16 protein-coding genes and 1 tRNA gene are annotated in these 15,420 nt (G+C 45.9%); 6 read left to right on the forward strand and 11 right to left on the reverse strand.

From position 1 onward, the window contains the following. Window positions 1-72 precede the first annotated feature (72 nt). The 5 genes from recX to DN92_RS09405 form a co-directional block, all read right to left on the reverse strand. Window positions 73-609, reverse strand: coding sequence for a recombination regulator RecX (gene recX, locus DN92_RS09385; RefSeq protein WP_173960987.1), 537 nt, complete (start codon window positions 607-609; stop codon window positions 73-75). A gap of 7 nt (window positions 610-616) precedes the next feature. Continuing rightward, complete coding sequence (recA, locus tag DN92_RS09390) at window positions 617-1,699, reverse strand: recombinase RecA (protein ID WP_415836356.1); 1,083 nt, start codon at window positions 1,697-1,699, stop codon at window positions 617-619. Window positions 1,700-1,821: 122 nt separating this feature from the next. After that, window positions 1,822-2,355, reverse strand: coding sequence for a DUF2878 domain-containing protein (locus tag DN92_RS09395; RefSeq protein ID WP_173960989.1), 534 nt, complete (start codon window positions 2,353-2,355; stop codon window positions 1,822-1,824). A gap of 65 nt (window positions 2,356-2,420) precedes the next feature. Continuing rightward, window positions 2,421-2,497, reverse strand: a tRNA-Met gene (locus tag DN92_RS09400). A 17-nt stretch (window positions 2,498-2,514) separates the two neighbouring features. Next, on the reverse strand, window positions 2,515-3,168 hold the full coding sequence (locus DN92_RS09405; RefSeq protein WP_173960990.1) for a VTT domain-containing protein: 654 nt from the start codon (window positions 3,166-3,168) through the stop codon (window positions 2,515-2,517). Window positions 3,169-3,384: 216 nt separating this feature from the next. Between DN92_RS09405 and DN92_RS09410 the strand changes: the two genes are divergently transcribed. Continuing rightward, a complete protein-coding gene (locus DN92_RS09410) occupies window positions 3,385-3,996 on the forward strand; it encodes an MOSC domain-containing protein (RefSeq protein ID WP_173960991.1) in 612 nt (203 codons plus the stop codon). Between the two features lie 95 nt (window positions 3,997-4,091). Here the strand turns inward: DN92_RS09410 and DN92_RS09415 are convergent, their stop codons facing one another. Next, window positions 4,092-5,762, reverse strand: coding sequence for an MFS transporter (locus DN92_RS09415; RefSeq protein WP_173960992.1), 1,671 nt, complete (start codon window positions 5,760-5,762; stop codon window positions 4,092-4,094). A 213-nt stretch (window positions 5,763-5,975) separates the two neighbouring features. Between DN92_RS09415 and DN92_RS09420 the strand changes: the two genes are divergently transcribed. Then, window positions 5,976-7,574: a gamma-glutamyltransferase family protein gene (locus DN92_RS09420; RefSeq protein ID WP_173960993.1), complete on the forward strand. Its 1,599-nt coding sequence runs from the start codon at window positions 5,976-5,978 to the stop codon at window positions 7,572-7,574. Here DN92_RS09420 and DN92_RS09425 read toward each other — a convergent pair. Next, entirely contained in the window at window positions 7,561-8,190 is a 630-nt protein-coding gene (locus DN92_RS09425) for a trimeric intracellular cation channel family protein (protein ID WP_173960994.1), read from the reverse strand. The two genes, DN92_RS09420 and DN92_RS09425, sit on opposite strands and share 14 nt — an antisense overlap. Window positions 8,191-8,272: 82 nt before the next feature. On the opposite strand from DN92_RS09425, the gene maiA reads away from it, so the two are divergent. Then, a complete protein-coding gene (gene maiA / locus DN92_RS09430; RefSeq protein WP_173960995.1) occupies window positions 8,273-8,953 on the forward strand; it encodes a maleylacetoacetate isomerase in 681 nt (226 codons plus the stop codon). Window positions 8,954-8,969: 16 nt separating this feature from the next. Here maiA and DN92_RS09435 read toward each other — a convergent pair whose 3' ends face one another. Next, entirely contained in the window at window positions 8,970-9,494 is a 525-nt protein-coding gene (locus DN92_RS09435) for a gamma carbonic anhydrase family protein (RefSeq protein ID WP_173960996.1), read from the reverse strand. A 35-nt stretch (window positions 9,495-9,529) separates the two neighbouring features. After that, window positions 9,530-10,732 (reverse strand): ammonium transporter, encoded by a 1,203-nt coding sequence (locus DN92_RS09440; protein ID WP_173960997.1) that lies wholly within the window; start codon window positions 10,730-10,732, stop codon window positions 9,530-9,532. 137 nt (window positions 10,733-10,869) lie between these two features. On the opposite strand from DN92_RS09440, the gene DN92_RS09445 reads away from it, so the two are divergent. Next, entirely contained in the window at window positions 10,870-11,232 is a 363-nt protein-coding gene (locus DN92_RS09445) for a Rap1a/Tai family immunity protein (protein WP_173960998.1), read from the forward strand. A 48-nt stretch (window positions 11,233-11,280) separates the two neighbouring features. Beyond that, entirely contained in the window at window positions 11,281-11,568 is a 288-nt protein-coding gene (locus DN92_RS09450; protein WP_173960999.1) for a YMGG-like glycine zipper-containing protein, read from the forward strand. Between the two features lie 110 nt (window positions 11,569-11,678). Here the strand turns inward: DN92_RS09450 and htpG are convergent, their stop codons facing one another. Both htpG and DN92_RS09460 read right to left on the reverse strand, forming a co-directional pair. Then, complete coding sequence (htpG, locus tag DN92_RS09455) at window positions 11,679-13,580, reverse strand: molecular chaperone HtpG (RefSeq protein WP_173961000.1); 1,902 nt, start codon at window positions 13,578-13,580, stop codon at window positions 11,679-11,681. Between the two features lie 83 nt (window positions 13,581-13,663). Beyond that, window positions 13,664-14,074, reverse strand: coding sequence for a rhodanese-like domain-containing protein (locus tag DN92_RS09460; RefSeq protein WP_173961001.1), 411 nt, complete (start codon window positions 14,072-14,074; stop codon window positions 13,664-13,666). Between the two features lie 80 nt (window positions 14,075-14,154). Here DN92_RS09460 and DN92_RS09465 point away from each other — a divergent pair, with 80 nt between their 5' ends. Beyond that, window positions 14,155-15,417, forward strand: coding sequence for a putative Na+/H+ antiporter (locus DN92_RS09465; protein ID WP_173961002.1), 1,263 nt, complete (start codon window positions 14,155-14,157; stop codon window positions 15,415-15,417). Window positions 15,418-15,420 lie beyond the last annotated feature (3 nt).

A 15,420-nucleotide genomic window follows, 5' to 3' on the forward strand; every position in this document is an offset into this window, starting at 1 on the left:
AAGGGCTTTACCGACTGCATAAGTCTATCATGCTGCAATGCCGCAACATGGGATATTGGCTACGTAATTGCCCTAGTCGGGACGCCCTGCCACTACCTTGGACACCACGTCTGAGCTAAACCCCTTGGAAGCTAGAAAACGATACTGGCGCGCACGCTCTTTTTGTTCCGTTGCTAAAACTCCAAACTTGCGCAGCCAGAGCTCGTTCGCCCTTTGATATTCAGTCGCCTTAAGCGCCTTCAATAAGTCTGCAGTCTTTGCGCTATCTACACCAGCCTGCGACAGTTCATCCTGAATTTTGCGAGTGCCAAATCGCTCACTACGGCGTCGAACCAAAGCTTCTGCAAAGCGCTGGTCGGAAAGCCAGCCGCGAGCCTCAAAATCATCTAAAACTGCCTCTATTTGAAGGGCCAAGGGAATCGCTGGGACTGCAGCCTCATCGCCCTCCTCAGTCGAACTGAATTTTAACTTTCTTGCTTCGGACTCTTCAAGCTTAGATGCTAGTCCCTTGCGACTGTACTCTCGCATCGACAAAAGGCGCAAAGCCCGAGCTTTAAGACTCGGGCTTTGTTTCTGACTTTTTTTAGTAGCGCTGCCTAACTCAGACATTGAACGATTACGCTTCCTCTTCTTCGCTCAACACATCACTCACTATGGCTGTTCCAGCCTTCACACCTAATTTCGCACGAATCTTTGCTTCGATATCTTGCGCAATAGCGGGATTCTCTTTCAAGAACTCACGGACGTTATCTTTTCCTTGGCCAATACGATCACCGTTGTAGGCATACCAAGAGCCTGATTTCTCAACGATATCGGCTTCAACACCCATATCGATAATTTCACCTTCTCTGGAAATACCCTGGCCGTACATGATGTCGAAGATCGCCTCGCGGAATGGAGGGGATACCTTGTTCTTCACGACTTTCACACGCGTCTCATTACCAACGACTTCATCGCCCTTCTTGATGCTGCCGATACGACGAATGTCTAAACGCATAGAAGCGTAGAACTTTAATGCATTACCACCTGTAGTCGTTTCAGGTGAACCAAACATCACACCAATCTTCATACGAATCTGATTAATAAAGATGACTGTTGTATTGGTACGCTTGATCGCGCCAGTTAGCTTACGCAAGGCTTGACTCATTAGGCGGGCTTGTAAGCCCGGCAATGAATCACCCATATCGCCCTCGATCTCTGCCCTTGGCACCAAGGCCGCTACAGAGTCGATCACGATCAAATCAATGGAGCCGGAACGCACCAAGGCATCAGCAATTTCTAAAGCCTGCTCGCCAGTATCCGGTTGTGAAATCAGTAAATTGTTTACATCAACACCAAGTCGCGAGGCGTATTGAACATCTAAAGCGTGCTCGGCATCGATAAAGGCGCAAGTTCCACCAATCTTTTGCATCTCCGCAATGGCATGCAAAGTCAGCGTTGTTTTGCCTGAAGACTCGGGACCATAAATCTCAATGACGCGCCCACGTGCCAAACCACCAACCCCAAGGGCAATATCCAGCCCTAATGAGCCGCTGGATACCACTTGAATATCTTGATGAATCTCTGCGTCGCCCAATCTCATGATTGAGCCCTTGCCAAATTGCTTCTCAATTTGCGCCAAGGCCGCAGTCAAGGCCTTTTGCTTATCTCCACTCATGCCGTCAAATTCTGATGAGGCTGATTTTTTCTTATCATCCAAGGCCATGTGCACTCCCTTTTCGCTATTTGTTAGGCTGTTTTTTGAGTTTTTTGTGTTTTTTGTCAACATCAATGTACTGTATATAAGAACAGTACTATTTGCAAGTCACTTTTTAAAAGAATTTACTGATTTTGCTCTAGGCTAAGTCTGATATGACGACCATGCCAGTAAAAGAATAGCGGGATAGCAGCACCCCACACAATCGCTAGGAATAGCAGTCCGCCTAATTGCCCATGTTCACCCCAGGAGCCTGCGCCCATACGAATCCCTGCCTCGTAGGACAGTGGACCGGATATGGCCCCTAATAAGGCCCCCAACAATGGCTTGCTACGCAACCAGGATAAAGAGCCATTAATGGTGCTAGCGACCAATGCCCAAAGCGTCCACATCCAAAAAGGAGATAAATAAGGGCTAGGCCAAGCATCTTGGAAGTGTAAAAAGCCCAGATTTGCTATTAGCGTGTCAGTGCACACTCCAAATATCAGCGCCTTCAATATGAGCTTTAACTCAAACTTGGGATGTTCTGAGCGCCAAATATGTATGGCTAGGTATAAAAGAGTGCCAATGACAGGCCAGAAGACCTGATTATTAGCCGCGCCAATGATGCATGAGAACCACCCAGCCTGAAAGAATACGAAATTCCAAAATTTAGCCATTGATCCACTCCAAACGACACTACCTAAGAAAAAGGCCACTGCCGATGGGCAATGGCCTTTTGATTTGGTGGCGATTCAGGGATTCGAACCCCGGACCTGTGGATTATGATTCCATCGCTCTAACCAACTGAGCTAAATCGCCGAAGTTGGGATTTTATCTTATTTGGAACGAAGCTGAAGTTTTTTCAATACTTCTTTAATAAAAATCCACAGGGCGGGCAAGCCCGGAATAATGATCATCGCTAGAGCAACTAGCGAAAAGTTGCTCTTTACCCAGGCATTGTCCCCAATGAGGAAGCCCAAACTGGTCAAGCTACACACCCACAGGATCCCACCGGCAATATTATAAAAAGCGAATACGGGATAGCGCATATGAGCAACCCCAGCCACAAAAGGAGCGAAGGTGCGTATGAATGGCATAAAACGTCCAAGAACAATCGTCACTGGACCATATTTTTCATAAAAAGCATGGGCTTGATCAAATGCATTGCGATTAAACCAACGGGAGTTTTCCCAGGAGAAGACCCGGTTTCCGACATACCTCCCAATGGAATAGTTCAGAGCGTCGCCGATGACGGCCGCAAAGGTCAGCAAAGCCATGAGTGCGAATAAATCCAAACCACCTACTGCAGCAATAGCACCCGCCACGAATAGCAAGGAATCTCCAGGCAGAAACGGCATCACTACAAAGCCTGTTTCTACAAAAATAATGGCAAACAACAGAGCGTAAATCCATACGCCCCACTCATTAGCCACCAGGGCTAAGTTTTTATCCAGGTGGAGAAAGAGATCTAAGAGATAGGAAAAATCCAAAAGGGCATCCTTAATAAGTGGCGTAATGAGCAGCTAGTTTACCTATTGTAGGATCGGTAGTGAGACATGCATACGTATCCAAATTTGAGGCTACTGAATCTGAAAAATACCAACCGGCTAATAGGTATGCAAAAAATTGCTTTTACTGCCCAGTTATAAACGGGCATTATTTACTGTCCTAGCTCGATCAACTCACCTTATCAGCGACCTATATTTATGCGCCTTTTATCGATTTCTTCCGGAAAAGTCACATCTCTTTTTGGATCTCATCATCCGAACTACGATAGAGTGGCCTCTGCGATCAACAAAAAATCTATTAGCAATCTTCATCACCTAGTCCCCGTTGAAATTAATCGACTAGGTATTGCAGGGGATGAACAAGCAGATTTATCCGTTCATGGCGGACTTGAAAAAGCAATCTACGTATATCCAATTGAACACTACGCATTTTGGAATGTACTCTTAACTCGAGAAACAAAAAAACCAGTCGATCTACCGCTAGGTGCTTTTGGGGAAAACTTCACGATTGAAGGTTTAGTAGAAACCGAGGTATTTGTTGGCGATCAAATGCAGATCGGTAATCTTGGATTCACCGTAGTCAAACTGCGCGAACCCTGCTTTAAGTTCAATGCCAAGATGGGCTATAAAGGCGCAGCGAAAGCCATGCTCCAATCCGGATTTAGTGGGTGGTACTTGCGAGTCAATCAAACGGGTACCCTCACGGCAGACTCCGACATCAAAGTCATTCCTGGTGAAAGAGTCACATCGATAGCCGATCAAAACAAAGTACTGTTTAATCGGGGCAATCAAACCAATCTTTGGGATTAACTCAGAGCTAACTCAGAAGTAACTAAGGATAACTTAGACAATAAAAAACCCGACCACTAGGGTCGGGTTTAGTTTTTAAAGCAGACTAGTAAAACTTAGTCTTTCGCGTAGATATCCACGTCTTTTGTTTCTTTAACAAACAGTACGCCGATTACCAATGTCACCGAAGCGATGATGATTGGGTACCAGAGACCGTAGTAAATATTACCGTTTTGCGCAACCAAGGCAAAGGCGATTGTTGGCATCAAACCACCGAACCAACCGTTACCAATGTGGTATGGCAAGGACATCGAGGTGTAACGAATACGAGTTGGGAACATCTCAACCAACATCGCAGCGATTGGGCCATAAACCATGGTTACCAAGAGCACCAAAATTACCAAGATACCAAGAATTGCAGCATGGTTGATAGCAGCAGGATCAGCCTTTACAGGATAACCAGCAGCATTCAATCCCTCACGAATCGCTTTCTTGAACTCAGCATCTTTCGCTTTCGCATCAGCTGGAGCCATACCTTTTGATGAGTAACCTTGAATCTCTGTATCGCCAATCTTCACAACCGCAGTTCCACCAGCTGGGCCAGCAATCGTTGTGTAGCTTGCAGAGTTAGAGGCCATCACCTGCTTTGCAATGTCGCAAGAACTTGTGAACTTGGCAGTACCCGTTGGGTTGAACTGGAAAGTACATTCGTTCAAATCAGCAGTGATACTTGCTGGTGCACTTGCCATTGCTTTTTCAAGCGCTGGGTTAGCAAAGTGGGTTAAGCCATTGAACAAGGAAACCGGTGTGTTCGGGATGTACAAAATGATGGCTAATAATAAGCCGCCCATGATGATGGGCTTACGGCCAATCTTATCTGACCAAGTACCAAAGATCACAAAGAACGGTGTACCGATTACCAATGAAGCAGCAATCAATAAGTTTGCAGTCTTAGGATCTACCTTCAATACTTGAGTGAGGTAGAACAAAGCATAGAACTGACCTGTGTACCAAACCACCGCTTGACCTGCAACCAGACCAAACAATGCCAAGATCACAATCTTCAAGTTCTTCCATTGAGCGAATGACTCTGTCAAAGGCGCTTTAGAGAGTTTGCCCTCTTCCTTCATCTTTTTGAAAGCTGGGGATTCGTTCATCGATAAACGGATGTAAACAGAAATACCCAACAACACAATAGAAAGAAGGAATGGAACACGCCAGCCCCAAACCTCAAAGTCTGGACCTGTGAGCTCGCGTGTGAACAAAATCACGAGCAAGGACAAGAACAAACCTAATGTTGCTGTAGTTTGAATCCAAGCTGTGTAAGCACCGCGCTTGCCATTAGGAGCATGTTCAGCAACGTAAGTTGCCGCACCACCATACTCACCACCCAAAGCCAAACCTTGAAGCATACGCAATGCGATCAAGATTACAGGGGCAGCAACACCAATAGTTGCATAGTTAGGCAATAAACCGACGATGAAAGTTGCGCCACCCATCAACAGGATCGTTACCAAGAAGGTGTACTTACGACCAATCAAATCACCTAAGCGACCGAATACCAAAGCGCCAAATGGGCGAACGATAAAGCCGGCAGCAAATGCTAACAAAGCGAAAATGAAGGCTGAACCTGCATCTAAGCCTGAGAAAAACTGCTTGGCCATAACCGCGGCCAATGAACCGTAAAGATAAAAGTCGTACCACTCAAAAACCGTACCTAAAGAGGAAGCAAAAATAACTTTGCGTTCTTCAGCGGTCATTGGGGCTGCTTTAGTTGATGTTGACATCAGTAGCTCCTAACTATTTTTATTGAAATAAAAAACAACGGGTCGATTATGCTTTGAAAAAAATCAAAGAAATCCACTAGTTAGGGTAATTCCTCATCAAATTAGATCGGGGTTTTCCCGATAAATCATCAATCTAAAGGCAATAATGCAACAACTATTCGTCTAGCGTCTAATGGATACAGGTAGAACACTATTTATTTGGGATAGAAAATAATGCAACAAAAATGGGGTATTCGAGGGATGGCAGTAGCGCCACATTCCCTGGCATCTGAGTCTGCTTTGGCAGTATTGAGAGAGGGCGGAAATGCCCTGGAAGCAATGGTGGCAGCTGCCGCTACTATTGCTGTCGTATATCCCCATATGAACTCTATTGGCGGTGACTCATTCTGGGTAGTTCACTCCCCCGGTAAAGCGATGGGCGGCATTGATGCCTGTGGCGCAGCTGCCGGTCTGGCAACCAAGCAGTGGTATGCCGAGCGCGGAATCACAAAGGCCATTCCTTTTCGGGGCGCCATTGCAGCCAACACGGTAGCTGGAACTATTTCAGGCTGGGGTGCTGCCCAGAAACTGTCACAACAAGGCCTTGGGGGTAAGCTCCCACTCTCTCGTTTGCTGGCGGATGCTATTCACTATGCGCAAGCTGGTGTACCAGTAACTTACAGTCAGTCTAGCCTCACGGCTCAGAAGCGTACTGAACTTGTTGATATTCCAGGATTTGCTGAAACCTTTTTAGTCAATGGTAAGGCGCCTGACGTTGGTAGCATTTTTAAGCAAGAACGGCTTGCTAAAACCTTGCGGCAAATTGCTCGCAAAGGAACCGAGGATTACTACCGCGGTGATCTGGCTGACTTACTAGCAAAAGAACTCACGGAGATCGGAAGTCCACTCAGACTTGGCGATCTACACCGCCACCAGGCCAAACTCATTGATCCACTCGAACTTAAGCACAGCCTCGGCAATGTATACAACATGACGCCACCTACCCAAGGCGTTGTGTCCTTAATGATTATTGGCATTCTGGATCAACTTAATCTCAAGCGTTTTAAAGTCGATAGTGCACAGTATGTTCACCACTGTGTTGAAGCTACCAAGCAAGCCTTCAAAGTACGCGATCAATTTGTCACAGATCCGGCGTATATGAAAAGAAATGCACAGTCATTTTTATCGCCCGCATTTCTTAAAAAACTAGCAAAGAATATTGATCCTGAAAAAGCGTTACCTTGGGGCCAAGGCAAAGGACCAGCCGACACGATTTGGATGGGTGTCATTGATGGCAATGGTAATTGCGTTTCTTTTATTCAAAGTATTTATCACGAGTTTGGCGCTGGAATTGTTCTTCCTCAATCGGGCGTGAACTGGCAGAACCGAGGCTGCAGCTTTTCCCTTGACCCAAAGACACTGAATCACCTTGAGCCCTATCGCAAACCATTCCATACATTGAACCCGGCAATGGCTTTGTTTAAAGATGGTCGGTCTATGGTGTATGGCACGATGGGTGGTGATGGTCAACCCCAAACCCAATGCGCAGTATTTACACGCACAGCCACTTATGGATTAGATCCGCAAGACGCGATTAGTCGTCCACGTTGGTTGCTTGGGCGAACTTGGGGCCAAAGCAGTGATAGCTTAAAACTGGAGTCACGCTTTAGTCCTTGGGTCGCTAAAGAACTGCATAGCCTAGGACATGAAATTGAAATGCTCGATGCCTTTGATGAAACCGTCGGTCATGCTGGCTGCATCATTCGAGATCCATCTGGTACCTTACATGGCGGCTGGGATCCTCGAAGCGATGGCGCAGTTAGCGCGTTTTAGTAATAAATAATTTAGGTACGCGCAGATCCCAGTAAATGGCAGCTGCGCGTAATCCAAAAATAGCCAGCATGCAAATCACTGAACCCTGTAGCGTGTACTCAGGCAAGAAATTCAGAATTAACACATAGATACAACATCCCAAAGTGACTGGGATTGCATAAAGCTCATGGGACATGAGCAAGGTTTTTCTACCCGCCAAGATGTCACGCAGTAAGCCACCGCCAATCGCAGTGACAACGCCCAAGATTACTGGCGCAACTGGCAATCCAAATCCTAAGTTCCACGCCTTATCAGCACCCTGAATACCAAACAAGGCAGCGCCTAGGCCATCGATATACAGCATCCAGCGGTAAATCTGAGGTTGAGTAAAAAAAGATTCGGCAAAAAAAGTAACCACGCACGCGCCCAGTGCAACCCAAATATAAATTTGGGCAACAGACCAAAAGGCAGGTACATCCAAAATAATGTCTCTCAATGTTCCGCCACCTATGGCCGTAATGACACCCAGGACCAAAACGCCAAATAGATCGACACCGCGATCAGCAATAGCTAGAACACCCGTCACAGCAAATGCGATTGTGGCGATGATGCCAATCCAGAAATTAATTTGATCCATAGAGTGAGTCTAAATCACTGGAAGCAGACGAGCAATCAAGCCCTGCATATACTGGGGGTTATGCAAATTAAGGAGCCCCTCCATGAAAACCCAGCTTTATAGTTTTTGGCGTAGCTCGGCAGCCTTTCGGGTTCGCATTGCCCTGAATTTAAAAGGCCTGGGTTACGAAGTGATTCCGGTCCATATTGTTAAAAGTGGGGGCGCCCAAAATGCTGACGATTACGCTAAAAAAAATCCCAATCGCTTAGTACCCCTTTATACCGATGGTAATCACAGCATTCATCAATCCCTTGCCATCGTTGAATACCTGGAGGAGATCCAAGCAAATCCGCCTTTACTCCCTGAGAGCCTGATCGATCGAGCTTGGGTACGTGCAATAGCGATGGATATCGCTATTGAGATTCATCCTTTGAATAATTTGCGAGTCTTACGCTACCTAATGAAAAACTTAGGCATTAACGCGGAGGCAAAGGATGCCTGGTATCAGCATTGGATGTTGTTAGGTCTGACAAGTCTAGAAACGCAACTTAGCACAGACTCCAGAGTAGGTCGATTTGCTTGTGGAGGTCAACCTGGCCTGATTGATATCTGTTTAGTGCCCCAAATATTTAACGCACTCAGCACAAAGATGGATATGACAGCTTACCCAACCCTCATGCGAATTTATGCCGAGTGTATGACGCTACCAGCGTTTATTGATGCCTCTTGGGAAAAACAAATTGATGCAGAGGGATCGAATCCCTTTATGCCGCCAGAGAATTAAGGTGATTCTCTTTACGTCAAGCAATCTTCTTTAGCGTGAGCTGGTATCGCTGCGCATTCGCGACATAGCGCCCAGCAATGTCTTCAATACCAGCGATCTGCTCTGGTGTTAGCATTTTTACTGCCTTAGCAGGTGAGCCTAAAATCATGGAGCCATCAGGAAACTCTTTGCCTTCAGTCACCAATGCGCCGGCACCGACTAAACAATTCTTCCCAATCTTGGCGCCATTCAAAATCACTGCCCCAATCCCAACCAAGCTACCGTCACCGATTTGACAACCATGCAGCATGACTTGATGACCCACGGTCACGCGCTTACCAATAATGAGGGGATAACCTGGATCGGTATGCAAAATGGATGCGTCTTGCACATTACTGCCCTCACCAATCTGAATGAGATCGTTATCACCGCGGATAACCACCTTAGGCCAGACACTAGCATTTGCATGCAATTCGACCCTGCCGATGACTTCTGCACTTTCGGCAACCCAAGCTCCATCGCCCAACTGGGGAGCATTTCCATCTAGTTCAAATATAGCCATGACTCATTATAAGTAATGGCTATATTTAAGAAAGCCTACCAGTTAGACTCGCGATCTGGTGAGGAGGAAATACGGTGAATACTCAAATCGGCACCCTCGTACTCTTCCTCTTGCGACATCCGAATTCCTAAAATCGCTTTAAGCGACCCGTAGACCACAAAACCGCCGACAAGGGCAATCGCTACCCCTAGGCTAGTTCCAATCAACTGCCCAAAGAAGGTCACTCCACCAAGACCGCCTAATGCTTTTGTTCCAAAGATACCCGCGGCTAAACCACCCCATAAACCGCACAAGCCGTGCAATGGCCATACGCCCAGAACATCATCAATCTTCCAGCGGTTTTGCACTAAGGTAAACATATAGACAAACAAGGCGCCGGCAATTAAGCCAACGACTAAGGCGCCCATGGGATGCATTAAATCGGATCCGGCACACACAGCAACTAAGCCAGCTAAAGGGCCGTTGTAGGTAAAACCTGGATCATTGCGCCCAATCACCCAAGCAGCCAAGGTGCCGCCAACCATAGCCATCAAGGAATTCATGGCAACTAAGCCACTGACCTTATCAATAGTCTGAGCACTCATAACGTTAAAACCAAACCAACCTACCGCCAAAATCCATGCACCTAAGGCCAAAAATGGAATGCTGGATGGGGGATGTGCAGCAACGTTGCCATCCTTGGTGTAGCGACCACGACGGGCGCCCAAGAGAATGATTGCTGGCAGGGCGATCCAACCACCTACTGCATGCACAACCACTGATCCAGCGAAATCATGAAACTCTTCACCAGTGAAACCCTTAATCCAAGCCTGGATACCGTAATGTTGATTCCAGGCGATACCCTCGAAGAAGGGGTAAATAAAGCCAACTAGGATAAAGGTAGCAATCAATTGAGGATTGAACTTGGCACGCTCTGCAATGCCACCGGAGACAATGGCGGGAATAGCGGCAGCGAAAGTTAACAAGAAAAAGAATTTGACCAATTCATAACCGTTTTTCTGGGCGAGTAATTCCGCACCAGAGAAAAAGTCCACGCCATAGGCAATGCTGTAGCCAATGAAGAAATAAGCAATGGTCGAGACAGCAAAGTCGACCAATATTTTGACCAAGGCATTGACCTGGTTCTTTTTACGCACAGTGCCTAGCTCAAGAAAAGCAAATCCAGCGTGCATAGCTAGAACCATGATTGCGCCGAGCAAAATAAATAGAACGTCACTGCCAGATTTCAAAGTTTCCATTGAAAAACTCCCTTATGTTTTGGCGACACTATGGGGAATGTATAGGCTGATTTTGAGCACAAATGCACCTATTTAGTGCAATTTATCATCGTCAATATGGTTTATTATGAAATTTACATACATCCAAGGGAGAACCCATGAAAAAAATCTTCGTTCTATTAGCCGCCTTAGGCGCTTTTTGCGGCTCAATCCAAGCCCAAGAAAAAATTCCAGTACTGAGCACACAAGAGCTCGTCAATGTCTGCAAATTACCAGCGAGCCCTGAATCCCGCAGTTTCTGCGTGGGATATACAACAGCCATTTATGACACTTATTTAGCTACGCGTCACCCACAACGTGCAAAACCGTATATTTGCGTTAAGCAACCAGCACCAGCACGCGACGACGTAATCAGTGAATTCGTCAAATTTAGCGCAAGCAATCCACAGGCTTCCGATAAACCTGCCGCAGGCGTCTTCTTAGGCTTCTTGGCAGCACGTTTTCCTTGTGCCGGCAAATAATCGAAGTGAATGAGCCAATTCAATATTTAGACTGAAGGAACTATTGATATGAAAAAAATAATCGCTATTACCGCCGCAACCCTAGCAATCGCAGGTTGCTCCAATATGAGCAATACAGAACAGCGTACCTTATCTGGCGCCGGTATCGGTGCAGCTGCTGGAGCAGTTGGCACGGCCATTTTTCACGGTAATCCAATCTGGGGTGCAGTGGGTGGCGCAGCAGTTGGTGCAGCCTCTGGTTATGTTTACGATGCCTACAAAAAAGAGCAGGCTTCCCAATACAATTCAGGATACAACGCTGGGAAAAATAATCAGCCAGCCAAAGCTCCACAGTAATATTCAGCATCAATACTCAACATCAATACTCAGTATTTTTAGTAGCAGTAAAAATAAAAAACCCGACCTGCGTAATGCAAGTCGGGTTTTTCTTTTAGCTCTCTTTAAGACTAAGACAGTAAAAGCTGATTGATACGTTTTACGTAGGCAGCAGGATCATTTAATTGAGCACCCTCAGCCAAGAGAGCTTGGTCAAACAAGACTTGCGTCCATTCATCAAAATGCTTGTCATCTGATTTCAACTTCAAGAGCAAGGGATGCTCTGGGTTAATTTCCAGAATTGGCTTTGTATCAGGCGCCTGCTGGCCCGCTGCCTTAAGCATGCGCAATAAGTTACCAGAGAGCTCATTCTCATCGGAAACTAGGCACGCTGGAGAATCCGTTAAGCGGAAGGTCACACGAACATCCTTCACCTTATCTTCTAATGTTGCTTTCATGCGATCGAGCAAGTCCTTGAAATTTTTCTCAGTCTCTTCATGCTCTTGCTTTTCTTTTTCATCACTTAAGCTGCCAAGGTCAAGTCCACCTTTTGCTACCGAAGTCATGTGCTTACCATCAAATTCAGTGAAGAAAGAAAGCATCCATTCATCAACTCGATCCGAGAGCAGGAGTACCTCGACACCCTTCTTACGGAAAATTTCTAAATGCGGACTATTCTTAGCAGCATTAAAAGTATCGCCTGTGACGTAATAAATCTTGTCCTGACCTTCCTTCATACGCGAAACATATTTAGCTAAAGAAACAGTTTGATCGACAGAATCTGTGTGCGTGCTTGCAAAACGCAAGAGCTTTAGGATGCGCTCTTGGTTTGGTTGGTCTTCACCCATACCCTCTTTAAGTACTTGTCCGAACTGAGTCCAAAAAATGCGGTACTTTTCTTGCTTGGCCTCATCATCACTGTTAGCCAAATCTTCCAGCATACTAAGAACGCGCTTGGTAGAGCTCTCGCGAATGATCTTGACGTCACGCGATTCTTGCAGGATTTCACGAGAGACATTCAATGGTAAATCTGTTGAGTCAATCACGCCGGTGACAAAACGCAGATACATCGGCATCAATTGCTCTGCATCATCCATGATGAAGACCCGCTTCACATACAACTTAATGCCACCACGCTTATTGCGGTCCCATAAATCAAAAGGTGCGCGGGCTGGCACATACAAAAGTTGAGTAAATTCGCTACGACCCTCTACTCTATTAAGGGAGTAGCACAAAGGACTTTCATAGTCATGTGATAAATGCTTGTAAAACTCATCATATTGTTCTTCGGTAATGTCAGATTTAGCACGCGCCCACAAGGCACTTGATTGATTAATACTCTCAAGCTCATCCTGAATAACATGCTCACTTTTATCGGCATCCCATTCCTCTTTATGCATCTGAATCGGTAGCGAGATGTGATCGGAGTACTTGCGAATAATAGATTTCAGCTTATGAGTTGAAAGAAAGTCATCCTCGCCTTCACGCAAATGCATGATGATTGATGTCCCGCGTTGCGGACGATCAATACTTTCCACCGTAAATTCACCTGAACCATCTGACTCCCAGCGAATACCGTCGGTAGAAGGCAAACCTGCGCGACGAGTTTCAACAGTAATACGGTCAGCCACAATGAAGGCTGAATAGAAACCCACGCCAAACTGGCCAATCAAAGCAGCATCTTTTTGTTGATCGCCAGACAGCTTGGAAAAGAACTCTTTCGTACCAGAGCGGGCAATCGTTCCGAGATTAGAAATCACTTCGTCTCGACTCATGCCGATACCGTTATCAGAAATAGTGACTGTTCTCGCAGTTTTATCAAAACTCACTTTGATCTTCAGATCAGGATCATCCCCATACCAATCCGGATGCGCAATTCCCTCGAAACGCAGTTTGTCAGATGCATCAGATGCATTGGAGATCAACTCACGGAGAAAAATTTCCTTATTTGAATATAAGGAATGAATCATTAGTTGTAAAAGTTGCTTTACCTCGGCTTGAAAGCCTAAGGTTTCTTTGCTAGCGACAGTCATAAAAATATCCTCATCATTAATAAACTGAACCCCCTGTAAATGGGGGCTAATTACCGTATTTCAAGATCTTTAGAGCCGGAAATTTAACCGAGGTGCGGCTTCGAATGCTTCTCTGCCACAGGCAGTTCTGCCTTTTTCCAAGCGGTAAAACCACCCTCTAAGTGACAAATCCCAGGAACCCCCATTCTTTGGAGGGTCTCGGTTGCTAAAGCAGAGCGCCATGCTGAGGCGCAATAGAGCACCAAGCGCTTACCTTCGCCAAAAACAGGCTTGTAATAGGGGCTGTCTGGGTCAACCCAAAATTCCAGCATGCCACGGGGTGCATGCAAGGCATTGGGGATCATCCCCTCTCGCTCTAACTCTCTGATATCGCGAATATCTACAAATAGCGTATTTTTATCATCCATTAGTTTTTGGGCTTGCTCCAAAGAAAGAGTGTCAATTTGAGACATCGCCTGAGCAATTAATGCTTGATAACCTAATTTCAATTTCATCAAAATCTCCTAAATTATTAACATTTTTGTTTCATTAATCTTAAGGGTATTTTTATGGAGCATGCTGATAAGATAGCTCTATGAACTTTACCCCTACAGAGCTTGGTGCAAGCATTATTTTTGCCATTGCAGTACTGCATACTTTTTGCACTTCGTATTTTGAAGCGCTTGCTAAAAAGTCATCTAGACATTCAGGACTATGGCACTTACTAGGTGAAGTTGAAATCGTTTTCGGATTTTGGGCTGCCATTTTCATTATCTTTATGTGGCTTGCAAATGATTTAGAGACTGCCAAAGAATATGCCAGAAAACGGAACTTTACCGAGCCTCTCTTTGTCTTTGCAATTATGGTGGTAGCTGGTAGTAAACCGATTCTCCATTTTGCGACACAGTTCTTGCATAAAATAGGGGCTGGCTTGCAGATTATTTTACGCACCAAGCAAGCGCCAACACTCTATTTTCTGACCTTGAGTATCACACCGCTATTGGGCTCATTAATTACTGAGCCAGCAGCAATGACACTTGCAGCCTTTTTATTGCGTGACCTCGTCTATCGTCATAAATGCTCCACTCCCTTGATGTTTGGAACGCTTGGCGTGTTATTCGTGAACATTTCGATCGGCGGTACCCTCACGAACTTTGCTGCCCCACCCGTACTGATGGTGGCCGCTACCTGGGGCTGGGATTCGGCATTCATGTTTAGAAATTTCGGCTTTGAAGCATGTGTAGCTATTTTTATTAACACATTGATCGTGACTTTACTTTTTCACAAGCAACTTGTTGAACCAGAAATTAAAAATAAAGTCGCTCATATTCCCCTTGACATCATCGCAATCCATCTTTTGTTCTTGGCTGGAGTTGTCGGCTTTGCCCATGATCCTGTGATTTTTATGTGGCTACTACTCTTTTTTATTGGCTTCACTACTGCCTACCCAAAACATCAAAGCCCACTCATTTTGCGTGAGGCCCTGCTGGTGGGATTCTTCTTGGCTGGATTAGTTGTCCTGGGAGCACTTCAAGGTTGGTGGCTACAACCTATCCTCGAAAAAATGAGCCCTACCGCAGTGTTCTACGGCAGCCTGGCACTGACAGCCATTACTGATAATGCAGCTCTCACTTACTTGGGCTCACTTGTGCAAGGGACCTCACCAGAGTTCAAGCTCGCCTTAGTCAGTGGCGCAGTTGCTGGTGGTGGCCTAACTGTGATTGCTAATGCTCCTAATCCAGCGGGTATTGCTATTTTGCGCAGCCACTTTCCTAATGCCGCCGTTTCTGCAGGATTGCTCCTCGTAGCGGCAATTCCACCCACGATTGTTGCCATTTTGGCATTCCGTCTGCTCTAAACG

The sequence above is a fragment of the Polynucleobacter arcticus genome, assembly GCF_013307205.1.
In the GTDB taxonomy this organism is placed as follows: Bacteria; Pseudomonadota; Gammaproteobacteria; order Burkholderiales; family Burkholderiaceae; genus Polynucleobacter; species Polynucleobacter arcticus.

Coding starts and splice junctions, on each gene's coding strand:
- DN92_RS09445 (WP_173960998.1), top strand. CDS start 10,870: ATGAAAAAAATCTTCGTTCTATTAGCCGCCTTAGGCGCTTTTTGCGGC.
- DN92_RS09415 (WP_173960992.1), bottom strand. CDS start 5,762: ATGTCAACATCAACTAAAGCAGCCCCAATGACCGCTGAAGAACGCAAA.
- DN92_RS09420 (WP_173960993.1), top strand. CDS start 5,976: ATGCAACAAAAATGGGGTATTCGAGGGATGGCAGTAGCGCCACATTCC.
- DN92_RS09410 (WP_173960991.1), top strand. CDS start 3,385: ATGCGCCTTTTATCGATTTCTTCCGGAAAAGTCACATCTCTTTTTGGA.
- DN92_RS09425 (WP_173960994.1), bottom strand. CDS start 8,190: ATGGATCAAATTAATTTCTGGATTGGCATCATCGCCACAATCGCATTT.
- DN92_RS09435 (WP_173960996.1), bottom strand. CDS start 9,494: ATGGCTATATTTGAACTAGATGGAAATGCTCCCCAGTTGGGCGATGGA.
- DN92_RS09450 (WP_173960999.1), top strand. CDS start 11,281: ATGAAAAAAATAATCGCTATTACCGCCGCAACCCTAGCAATCGCAGGT.
- DN92_RS09465 (WP_173961002.1), top strand. CDS start 14,155: ATGAACTTTACCCCTACAGAGCTTGGTGCAAGCATTATTTTTGCCATT.
- DN92_RS09440 (WP_173960997.1), bottom strand. CDS start 10,732: ATGGAAACTTTGAAATCTGGCAGTGACGTTCTATTTATTTTGCTCGGC.
- DN92_RS09395 (WP_173960989.1), bottom strand. CDS start 2,355: ATGGCTAAATTTTGGAATTTCGTATTCTTTCAGGCTGGGTGGTTCTCA.
- htpG (WP_173961000.1), bottom strand. CDS start 13,580: ATGACTGTCGCTAGCAAAGAAACCTTAGGCTTTCAAGCCGAGGTAAAG.
- maiA (WP_173960995.1), top strand. CDS start 8,273: ATGAAAACCCAGCTTTATAGTTTTTGGCGTAGCTCGGCAGCCTTTCGG.
- recX (WP_173960987.1), bottom strand. CDS start 609: ATGTCTGAGTTAGGCAGCGCTACTAAAAAAAGTCAGAAACAAAGCCCG.
- DN92_RS09460 (WP_173961001.1), bottom strand. CDS start 14,074: ATGAAATTGAAATTAGGTTATCAAGCATTAATTGCTCAGGCGATGTCT.